The organism is Candidatus Omnitrophota bacterium (assembly GCA_013791745.1).
Lineage (GTDB): Bacteria > CG03 > CG03 > CG03 > CG03 > CG03.
This window is the reverse complement of sequence record VMTH01000074.1, coordinates 1-9683: the sequence shown is the minus strand read 5'-3', so window position 1 is coordinate 9683 and position 9683 is coordinate 1. Positions and strand designations below refer to the sequence as shown.

General features: G+C 41.7%; 13 protein-coding genes. All 13 read left to right on the top strand.

Going from position 1 to position 9683, the window contains the following annotated elements; all coding sequences use genetic code 11:
• Positions 1–14 precede the first annotated feature (14 nt).
• From FP827_03490 to FP827_03430, 13 genes are read left to right on the top strand one after another with little or no spacing between them, the layout of a single operon-like run.
• A complete protein-coding gene (locus FP827_03490; protein ID MBA3052137.1) occupies positions 15–422 on the top strand; it encodes a hypothetical protein in 408 nt (135 codons plus the stop codon).
• Positions 419–946: an SIS domain-containing protein gene (locus tag FP827_03485; GenBank protein ID MBA3052136.1), complete on the top strand. Its 528-nt coding sequence runs from the start codon at positions 419–421 to the stop codon at positions 944–946. Before FP827_03490 ends, FP827_03485 begins: the two co-directional genes overlap by 4 nt.
• Positions 947–1004: 58 nt before the next feature.
• A complete protein-coding gene (locus FP827_03480; GenBank protein ID MBA3052135.1) occupies positions 1005–2039 on the top strand; it encodes an NAD(P)-dependent oxidoreductase in 1035 nt (344 codons plus the stop codon).
• The gene (locus FP827_03475) at positions 2036–3280 is read left to right on the top strand and encodes a class I SAM-dependent methyltransferase (protein ID MBA3052134.1); all 1245 of its coding nucleotides are present in this window, start codon (positions 2036–2038) and stop codon (positions 3278–3280) included. The genes FP827_03480 and FP827_03475 overlap by 4 nt, the downstream gene beginning before the upstream one ends.
• Positions 3280–3852, top strand: coding sequence for a dTDP-4-keto-6-deoxy-D-glucose epimerase (locus FP827_03470; protein MBA3052133.1), 573 nt, complete (start codon positions 3280–3282; stop codon positions 3850–3852). Before FP827_03475 ends, FP827_03470 begins: the two co-directional genes overlap by 1 nt.
• On the top strand, positions 3849–4760 hold the full coding sequence (locus FP827_03465) for an NAD(P)-dependent oxidoreductase (protein MBA3052132.1): 912 nt from the start codon (positions 3849–3851) through the stop codon (positions 4758–4760). Before FP827_03470 ends, FP827_03465 begins: the two co-directional genes overlap by 4 nt.
• On the top strand, positions 4757–5752 hold the full coding sequence (locus FP827_03460; GenBank protein ID MBA3052131.1) for a GHMP kinase: 996 nt from the start codon (positions 4757–4759) through the stop codon (positions 5750–5752). The genes FP827_03465 and FP827_03460 overlap by 4 nt, the downstream gene beginning before the upstream one ends.
• 12 nt (positions 5753–5764) lie before the next feature.
• Positions 5765–6517, top strand: a complete 753-nt coding sequence (locus FP827_03455; GenBank protein MBA3052130.1) for a hydroxylase — start codon at positions 5765–5767, stop codon at positions 6515–6517.
• Entirely contained in the window at positions 6517–7281 is a 765-nt protein-coding gene (locus tag FP827_03450) for an SDR family oxidoreductase (GenBank protein MBA3052129.1), read from the top strand. The genes FP827_03455 and FP827_03450 overlap by 1 nt, the downstream gene beginning before the upstream one ends.
• The gene (locus FP827_03445) at positions 7230–8165 is read left to right on the top strand and encodes an NAD(P)-dependent oxidoreductase (protein MBA3052128.1); all 936 of its coding nucleotides are present in this window, start codon (positions 7230–7232) and stop codon (positions 8163–8165) included. Before FP827_03450 ends, FP827_03445 begins: the two co-directional genes overlap by 52 nt.
• A 5-nt stretch (positions 8166–8170) precedes the next feature.
• On the top strand, positions 8171–8779 hold the full coding sequence (locus tag FP827_03440) for a class I SAM-dependent methyltransferase (GenBank protein ID MBA3052127.1): 609 nt from the start codon (positions 8171–8173) through the stop codon (positions 8777–8779).
• Between the two features lie 17 nt (positions 8780–8796).
• Entirely contained in the window at positions 8797–9027 is a 231-nt protein-coding gene (locus FP827_03435) for a hypothetical protein (protein ID MBA3052126.1), read from the top strand.
• Complete coding sequence (locus FP827_03430) at positions 9027–9596, top strand: dTDP-4-keto-6-deoxy-D-glucose epimerase (GenBank protein MBA3052125.1); 570 nt, start codon at positions 9027–9029, stop codon at positions 9594–9596. Before FP827_03435 ends, FP827_03430 begins: the two co-directional genes overlap by 1 nt.
• The last annotated feature ends 87 nt before the right edge of the window (positions 9597–9683 follow it).

The window sequence follows — 9683 nt, the reverse complement described above, 5'->3', positions numbered from 1 at the left end:
TCGAAATTGATAAGATGCTTGACTTATATACTAGAAAAAAAGTTAAGGTTTCAACTACAGTCTTCAGTAACATTGATGGTACAGCGGAATACGGCAAAGAAAACAACGTGGAAGTGGGAGATGACAATATAGTAAAGAAATATGACAAGAGCCGAAAGTCTCTTAGTATGAATGGAGTAGATATAGGATATTTTATAGTAGATAAAACCGCAATTAATCCGAGAATTAATAGTAATATTTCTTTTGAAGAAGATATGCTTCCTCCGCTGATTGCTGAAAAGCAGCTTATAGCCTATGTGACAGACAGGCAATACTATTATATAACGGATAGTGAGAGCCTGAAGAGTTTTGAGGACGCCTCGGCAGAAGAAGGTTTTAAGCCGATACCGAAGATATTATTTAACAGGGGAGCAATGATATGAGTTATTTTAAAGATTATTTTAAGCGTATAAGTAAAAATCTGGGGGAAGTGGATATCAGGCTGCTTGGTGAAGCGGCAGATATCCTTGCCGGGGTGAAGCGTGCGGATAAAAAGGTAATAATAGCCGGCAACGGAGCAAGCGCGGCGATTGCAAGTCACATTTCTGTTGATATGACTAAGAATGCCGGCGTAAGGACGGTAAATTTCAACGATGCGGATCTCATCACCTGTTTTTCCAATGATTACGGTTACGAGATGTGGGTGGCAAAGGCGCTTGAGTTTTATGCTGAAGAAGGGGATGCTGTGATTCTTATCAGCAGCAGCGGCCGGTCGGCAAATATGATAAACGCGGCAAAAAAAGCCCGGCAGTTAAATCTTCCCGTGCTAACCCTGACAGGTTTTAAACACGATAACCCTTTGAGCAGTATGGGGGCCGTCAATATCTGGATTGACAGCGAAGAATATAATATTGTTGAAGCGGTGCACGGGATACTGCTTTCCGCGATAGGGGATAAAATAAGTTGAGAATGTTGCCGGATATTGTATTAATTATTCGCGGCATGGCTATTTTAAGGAGTACGGGATGAATGTTCTAGTTACCGGTAATCTGGGTTACATAGGCTCGGTGTTGACGGATATTCTGTTAGACAGGGGGTATGTTGTCAAAGGTCTTGATACGGGGTATTATTCAGAGTGTGCACTTTATAACGTCAGTCCGCGGATAGAGCAGATAACTAAGGATATCAGGGACGCAGAATCATCCGATTTTGAGGGCATAGATGCGGTAATTCATCTTGCCGCTCTTTCAAACGACCCCTTGGGTGAACTCGCTCCCGGGTTGACGGAAGAGATTAATTTTCAAGGCACGGTTAATATAGCCCGCAGCGCAAGAAAAGCGGGAGTAAAGAGGTTTATCTATTCATCATCTCAGAGCATGTATGGTATATCCAATACTTGCAGTGAGCTGGATGAAGATAACAGTGAAAAAAACCCGCTTACAGCATATGCGAGCACAAAGTGGGATGCCGAATGTGAGCTAAAGAAAATGTGCTCAAAGGATTTTATCACGGTATGTTTCAGGCCATCAACGGTCTTCGGAGTGAGTCCCCGGCTTCGCTGTGATATTGTATTCAATAATCTTACGGCCTGCGCATATACGACTGGTAAGATAGAGATAAAGAGTGATGGGACCCCCTGGCGCCCCATTGTACACATAAGGGATGTTTCTTCCGCATTTATTGCGGGAATAGAGGCTCCGGAGGAACTGATTGCCGGACAGGCTTTCAATGTCGGAATAAAGAATGGCAATTATACAGTAAGGGATATCGCGGAAGCCGCGCAAAGGGCGGTATCGGGAAGCAAGCTTGTATTTACAGGTGAGCATGGATCAGATGCCAGAACATATAAGGTGAGTTTTAAAAAGATATTGAGTGTATTGAAAGATTATTTTAAGCCCGAATGGGATCTGGACAGGGGTGGTAGAGAACTTGTTGATTTTTTTAAAAAGATTAATTTTACCGAAGAACAGTTCAGGGGGAGATGTTGTAATAGGCTCCAGCAAATAAACCATCTTATGTCAGAAAATAAAATTAATGATAAGTTGCGGTGGTTCAAATGAGTTTGGTTAAAGAATATAAAAGTATAAGAAAATGCAGGGTGTGCGGATACGGAGAAATCAAAACTATTCTTGCGTTGGGAAGACAGCCTCTTGCCAATTCGCTGAATAAAAAAGTAGATAATAATGAAAAGAAATATCCACTGACAATAGCTTTTTGTCCGAAATGTTCGTTGGTTCAACTTAAGGAAACGGTCAGAAAAGAGGTTCTTTTCGACAGATATGTATGGGTGACAGGCACCTCAGCCACTGCCCAAAAATATTCTGAGACATTTTTTAAAAGAACGGTCAAAACCGCCGGACTCAGGAAGGGCGATATTGTTGTGGAAATTGCATCCAACGACGGGACATTTCTAAAACCGTTCATTAAAAAAGGATATAATGTTCTCGGAGTAGAACCCGCCGCTAATATTGCCGCAATGGCTAACCGTTCGGGGGTCAATACCGTCAATAAATATTGGGATATGGAATGCGCCGAATTTATTGTATCCAAATTAGGAAAGCCAAAGGCACTAATCGCCAGAAATGTAATCCCGCATGTCAGCGAGTTGCATGAAGTTATTGAGGGAATTTATGAATGCCTGTCGCCTGAAGGCACTGGAATAATTGAATTTCACGAATCGGGGAAGATACTCAAGGAACTTCATTATGATTCAATATATCACGAGCACCTTTGTTTCTTTTCAATAAAATCCATGACATACCTTTTGAAAATGCATGGTCTCAAACCATATCACATAGACATCAGTCCCATTAGCGGCGGCTCTTTTGTAATTTATTTTTCTAAAAGGGTTAAAAAGAAAAGCCCCGAGTATAGAAAACTTGAGGCAGGGGAAAAGAGGAATGCCGTGAATAACTTTTTGTCGTGGGCAAAATTTGCCGACCGCGCAAAACGCCATCGGAAGGAATCCCGCAGCATAATGAAGAAATTCAAAGGTAAGACCGTCATAGGTTTTGGAGCTTCCGCCAGGAGTTCGACTTATCTTAATTTCTGCGGTTTCAACCGTTCGCACATGAAAGCGATTATAGATAACAACAAACTGAAGCAGGGGCTCTATGCGCCCGGGTCAGCGTTGCCTATAGTTTCTTTCAAAAATGGATTTCGGATGAAACCGTCTCTCATATTTATACTTGCCTGGAATTTCAGGGATGAGATAATAGCGGAATGCAGTAAGAACGGGTATAAAGGCGACTATCTTGTCCCTTTTCCTAAAAAACCGGTTTTGATAAAAGGTTGTAAATAATGGACGAAAAACTTAAATTTACAGAACAGAGTATTAGGGGAGTATTCATTATAGAGCCGGATCTGTTTGTCGATCATAGGGGAACTTTCAGAAGACATTTCTGCGAAAATGAATTCAGGGAACATGATATTGATTTTTGCGTAAGACAGTGCAATGTGTCTGAAAATATTCGCAAAGGTACTTTGAGGGGGTTCCATTACCAGATATATCCTTATGGCGAGGCAAAGATTATTTCATGTTTTAAGGGCGGTGTATATGATATTCTTGTTGACTTAAGGCCGGAATCAGAGACATATCTGAAATGGATATCATTTGATTTGTCAGAAGAAAACAGAAAGAGTCTTTATTTGCCGCATGGTTGCGCTAATGCCTGGCTGACTTTAAAGGAGAACACATGGATGTATTATCACCACAGCGAATTCTTCAATCCGGGTGCGGAAAAGGGAATCCGTTACAATGATCCATTTTTCAAGTTTAAGTGGCCGACAACGCCGGAAGTAATATCGGAGAAGGATAGTATTTATCCGGATTTCAATCCATCTGCGGGCTCGTATTCCAAAGGAAATAAATGAAACGTATTTTTATAACAGGAGCATCGGGTTTCATAGGCAGAAATGTTGTTAAAACTCTGCTTCAAAGTTCAAATAAACTGATGTTTTTAGCAAAGGACAAAAAAGAACAAAAAATTCTTTCGGTATATGATCAGAAAATAGTGACAGGGAATCTGAAAGACATAAAAAGATTCGGAAAAATTATAAAACTTTTTAATCCGAATACTTGTATTCATCTTGCCTGGGAGGGTATTCCGGATTACTCGAAAGAGATCAGCAAACGGAATTTAGATAATTCCATAAAGCTGGTTGATTTTATCAGCAATGAGACAAATTGCAGCAAACTTATAGTAAGCGGAAGTTGTTGGGAATATGGGAAGATTAAAGGAATATGCAGGGAAGGAGATGCCGTTAATATAACTTCTTTTTTTTCATGGGCCAAGAATTCTCTGCATAACTATGCGAAAACAGCTTGCGGGGAGAGAGGTATTGACCTTGTCTGGTTCCGTCTTTTTTATGTGTATGGCTTCGGTCAACGCAAAGGAGCTCTTATTCCGGAGTTAACGGCTTCCTTGAAAAAAGGCAAGTGCCCGGATATAAGAAATCCGCTGAATGCGAACGATTTTATTGACGTGCGAGATATTGCCAGGGCATTTGCAATCGCTGTGAAAAAAAAGATTGAGCCGGGTATTTATAATCTTGGTACGGGAAAAACAGAAAGAGTTCTGGATATATGCAGAATATCTGAAAAATATATCAGTGGAACGGATGATTTTTCAAAACAACTGCGAAGAAAATCATTGAGGAAAAAACAGGAAATAAATTTCCGGGCGGACATAACTAAAACGGTCAATGCTCTGGGATGGAGACCGGAAATTGATATAAGAAAAGGAATAAAGAACTATCTAAGCGAATTGGAGGCAATGTGATAATTTCAAGGACACCATTAAGGGCGAGTTTTGCGGGCGGCGGTTCGGATTTAGCGTCGTATTACAGTACAGGCTTCGGAGCAGTTGTTAGTGCCGCAATCAACAAGTATATTTACATAACCGTTAACAAAAAATTTGATGATTTAATAAGGGTTAGCTATTCAAAGACCGAGATGGTGGACCATATAGACAAAGTGGAACATAACATAATCAGGGAAGCTCTGAAGGTTGTTGGGATAGAGAAAGGAGTAGAAGTTGTTTATATGGGAGATATTCCGCTTGGCTCTGCCGGTATAGGGTTGGGGTCATCAAGCAGTCTTGCGGTAGGTGTTCTTAACGCGCTTTATGCCTACAAGGGAGTGCACGTATCAGCCGCAAAACTGGCCAGGGAAGCATGCAAGATAGAAATTGATATACTGAAAAATCCTATCGGCAAGCAGGATCAGTATGCAGTTGCATACGGTGGGCTGAGCTATATACAGTTCAACAAGGATGAGACCGTGTTTGTCGATCCGATTATATATAAAAGAGATACCAGGGAATTATTAAACAGTAAACTAATGCTCTTCTACACAGGTATTTCAAGAGTTTCCTCGGATATTCTTGAAGAACAGGATAAAAATGCATCATCCAATATTGATTATCTTAACCAGATTGTCGGATTGGCAAAAGATCTGCGTTGTTGTCTTATAAATAATGATTTGAGCAGATTTGGTGAGATACTGCACGAAGGCTGGCTCATCAAGACAAAGCTGGCAAAAGGTGTAACCACGGACCAGATAAATGAATACTACCAGAAGGCCAGAGAAGCCGGGGCTCTTGGCGGAAAGATACTGGGCGCGGGCGCCGGAGGATTTCTTTTGCTATATTGCGAGGAATGTAAACAGGACGAAGTCCGAGCGGTTTTGTCCGACTTGAAGGAATCTCCTTTCATGTTTGAACCGCAGGGCAGCAAGATAATCTATGTCGGTGACCAGCATGATGCTTTATAATACGGAGGTAAGATGAGTAATGACGCAAAAATAACACTGGTTGAAGGGGAAGAGACAACGACCGTTGATGTGTACTCTGAGGAAGGGCTTGAGCTTGTCAGTAAACTATGGGTAAAACTCTATGCGCAGTACAAGCTTACTCATGACGTTAAATGGATGGGCATACCTATAATCCAGTTTCCCGAAGACATAATGATGATGCAAGAGCTTATCTGGAAGGAACGCCCCGATATTATTGTTGAATGTGGCATTGCGCATGGCGGTTCTCTGGTTTTTTATGCCTCGCTGTTCGAACTGATAGGAAAAGGGAGAGTTATAGGTGTCGATGTCGAAATACGCAAACACAACCGGGCGGCTCTTGATAAACACCCTATGAAACACAGGATAGAGATGATTGAAGAGAGTTCTGTTTCGGAGAGGGCTATTATTGAGGTCAAGAAATATATAAAGGATACTGATAAAGTTATGGTTGTGCTTGATTCAAACCACTCTAAAGAACATGTTCTGAAGGAGCTTGCCATGTATAGTGGAATGGTGACTCCCGGAAGTTATATAGTGACGATGGACGGCGCTCGGGAATGGGCATGGAACATTCCTGATGGAAAACCGGAGTGGAAAGAGGACAACCCGCTTAAGGCAATTGAGGAGTTCACCGGAAAAAACAAGCAGTTTGTGATCGATCCGCGGTATAACAGACTAAGAATAACTTCCAGCCCCAAGGGTTTCCTGAAAAAACTCACGCTGAAAGAAATTAAGGAAAAATAATGTCGGAATTTAAAGATATAAAGGACAAAAAAGTCTTGATTACGGGTGCTAGCGGCGGTATAGGAGCAGGCATTGCGAGGCTTTTTGCTTCTTACGGCGCCTGTCTGGGGATACATTATTGCAGCGCTAAAAAGAATGCTGTTCGGCTTGCGGAAGAAATAAAGAAAAAAGGCATCAGGATTGAACTGTTTCAGGGCGACCTTCAAAAGCCAGAAAGCAGAAATACTCTCGTCGGAAACTTTGTTAAAAAGTACGGACGTATAGATGTTCTTGTTAATAATGCGGGAGCAATTTATGATTATGAGCATTTTTCTAAATTGGCTGAAAAATCATGGGACTATACCTTTGACTTAAATGTTAAAGCCCCATATTATCTTTCGGCAGCCGCATTTATGAATATGAAAAGAAATGACGGAGGAAGGATAATTAACATCAGTTCGGCAAACGTAAAGTACGGGGGGAGCGCGAGGAGCGTGCATTATACTGCCTCAAAAGCCGCTTTGGAAAACCTTACGCTGGGTTTTGCCCGCGAAGGAGCCAAGTATAATATCCTTGTGAATTCCATCAGGTGCGGCCTTATAGCTACTCAGATGCATGAAAAGATTAAGGGATATAATGAAAAGCTGTTTAAGCAGAGGATAGAACTTATTCCGTTGAAGAGATCGGGGAAGCCGATCGATATCGCCAGAATGGTATTGTATCTGGCGTCCGAATGCGGCAGCTTTATAACCGGAGAGACATTCACGGTAGCGGGAGGAGACTGAAAATGAAACTATTTATTACAGGCGCCGGCGGGTTTATAGGTGGAGCTCTTATGGCACGTTGTGGCAAAGATAACTTGGATTACGTAGCTGTAGATATTGCGGATGGTTCTGCGGCAAATTACAGAAAAGCTGACATAGGGTCGAAAGATATAGCTGACCTGATTCCCGAAAATACCGACGCTGTTATACACCTCGCTGCTCTGTCCAGAGACCCCGACTGTAAGAATAAGGGGTATGAATGCTTCAATACAAACGTGATGGCGACACTTAATATGATAGATGCCGCCGAGAAAAGAAAAGCAAAGCAGTTTATATTCGCTTCTACCGAATGGGTTTATGGTTCATTCGCGGAAGATGAAGTAAAGGACGAAGAAACATCCATAGACATTACGCTGCTTGATTCCGAATATGCGCTTTCAAAACTTGTAAGCGAACAGAATCTTAGACAGAAATATAATCACGGTTTCTGTCCCGTGACAATACTTCGTTTTGGAATCATTTACGGCGCCCGCAAGCAGAATTGGTCGGCGGTGGAGTCTATTTTCAACATGGTTAAAACAAAAGAGGAAGTAAAAACCGGTTCGAGAAAAACCGGCCGCTGCTTTATTTACGTGAGTGATATTGTATCGGGAATAATCAAAGCAATAGGATTGGATGGATTTAATGTACTGAATCTGCAGGTCGACGGACTGATTACGCTGGGCGATGTGATAGAGACGTCAAAGAGCGTTCTCGGAAAAGATGTAAAAGTCACCGAGACGAACCCTGACAGCCCGAACATAAGGAATGTGTCGAACCGGAAAGCGAAGGAAGTGTTGAAATGGCGTCCGGAAGTTGATTTGAAAACAGGCTTGATGAAACTTAACGAAGTGCTTTCGGAATAAAAAATATGAATGAAGGTAAGATAAAATGTCAGATTTGCGGGTGCGCAAGCAGCAAACAGATATTTTGCTATAAGAAACCGGACAAATATGAGTTATCCGTAGGAGTGAAGCCCGGGAAAGGCTACTTCAGGAAATGGGTTTGCTGTACCCGCTGCGGATTCTACTATTCGCTATATTCAAGGGATACAAAGATACTGGATAGTATATATACACTTGCTTACAGGAGTACAGCTTCTTCTTGGAGAAAAGAGACGCCAGAAGAAAGGTTTAAAAAAATTATTTCGCTCCCGGCAAAAGGTTCGGAGACTAAATTCAGGATTGATTGGATTAAAAAAAGCATATCGAACATATGGAAGGATGGAGTGTTGAAGAAAGGGAAGGCTCCCTTTAAGATGCTTGATATTGGCGGCGGTTCGGGAGTATTCGCTTATGAATTTCGTGACAAGAACTGGAAATCTTATGTAATAGATCCAAATAAAGGAAGCATTTTTCTCAGGAAACTCGGTATTCCTTTGGTTCAGGAATCTTACAAGCCGGGGAAATTCAGGTATAAGTTTGATCTCATCTCACTTAACTACGCCCTTGAGCACATGAAGAATCCTGAAAAATGCTGAAAGATTTGTCCGGAGATATGAAAAAAAATTCACTGCTTTTTATAGAGGTTCCGGATAGTTTGTGTTTCAGGCACAGGCCATGTGGTGATGATATATTCAATTCCTGCCACCTTTGGTTTTTTAGTCCGGGTAGCATGAGCATTCTTCTTCATAGTTGCGGTTTTGAAATAGTGAAATTATGCAGGATGAAAACAATCAGGGGGCATTATGCCCTTATGCTTCTGGCAATGAAAAGGAATAATAGATAATGAGAGTAGAAAAGAAAAAGTTGAGCGGCCTGTATGAAGTTATAAACGAACCATGTATAGACGAAAGAGGTATGCTGGTACGACTGTATGATGAAAAGGAGTTTAAAAGATTATCTCTTAACACGGTATGGGCACAGGAGAGTTATTCCCGCACGGATAAAAAAGGAACTTTAAGGGGCATTCATATACAGTTCCCTCCGTTTACCGAGCGTAAATTAATAAGGATTATTAGAGGAAGTATGCTTTGGGTGGTTGTGGATTTAAGAAAAAATTCGGAGACTTTCGGTTTATGGGAATCCTGTGAACTTTCGGAAGAAAAGACTTCTTGCATTTACGTTGAGCGCGGCTTCGGTCACGGCTGTGTGTCCCTTAGCGACGGATGCGACATGTTTATAATGTCAGATAACTATTATTCGAGTGAGCACGGCGCGGGTATAGCATGGAACGATAAGGAACTTAATATCGACTGGAAGCTGGAAGGTATAACGCCTGTTATATCTGAGAACCATAGGAGTTATCCATCATTCAGCGAATTTCGCGAGAAATATGGCGGCGTGGAAATACAATAAAGGGAGAATCAGGCAGTGAAAAATAAAGAAAAAGTTGCGCGCGAGCTATTGAGAATCAGCCAGAGTCAGACACTTGTACATGAGATG

Excerpts from the sequence above, each read along its gene's own strand:
- FP827_03445 (MBA3052128.1), top strand. The coding sequence starts at position 7,230 with ATGCGGCAGCTTTATAACCGGAGAGACATTCACGGTAGCGGGAGGAGA.
- FP827_03485 (MBA3052136.1), top strand. The coding sequence starts at position 419 with ATGAGTTATTTTAAAGATTATTTTAAGCGTATAAGTAAAAATCTGGGG.
- FP827_03435 (MBA3052126.1), top strand. The coding sequence starts at position 8,797 with ATGAAAAAAAATTCACTGCTTTTTATAGAGGTTCCGGATAGTTTGTGT.
- FP827_03440 (MBA3052127.1), top strand. The coding sequence starts at position 8,171 with ATGAATGAAGGTAAGATAAAATGTCAGATTTGCGGGTGCGCAAGCAGC.
- FP827_03455 (MBA3052130.1), top strand. The coding sequence starts at position 5,765 with ATGAGTAATGACGCAAAAATAACACTGGTTGAAGGGGAAGAGACAACG.
- FP827_03475 (MBA3052134.1), top strand. The coding sequence starts at position 2,036 with ATGAGTTTGGTTAAAGAATATAAAAGTATAAGAAAATGCAGGGTGTGC.
- FP827_03470 (MBA3052133.1), top strand. The coding sequence starts at position 3,280 with ATGGACGAAAAACTTAAATTTACAGAACAGAGTATTAGGGGAGTATTC.
- FP827_03450 (MBA3052129.1), top strand. The coding sequence starts at position 6,517 with ATGTCGGAATTTAAAGATATAAAGGACAAAAAAGTCTTGATTACGGGT.
- FP827_03480 (MBA3052135.1), top strand. The coding sequence starts at position 1,005 with ATGAATGTTCTAGTTACCGGTAATCTGGGTTACATAGGCTCGGTGTTG.
- FP827_03430 (MBA3052125.1), top strand. The coding sequence starts at position 9,027 with ATGAGAGTAGAAAAGAAAAAGTTGAGCGGCCTGTATGAAGTTATAAAC.
- FP827_03465 (MBA3052132.1), top strand. The coding sequence starts at position 3,849 with ATGAAACGTATTTTTATAACAGGAGCATCGGGTTTCATAGGCAGAAAT.
- FP827_03490 (MBA3052137.1), top strand. The coding sequence starts at position 15 with ATGCTTGACTTATATACTAGAAAAAAAGTTAAGGTTTCAACTACAGTC.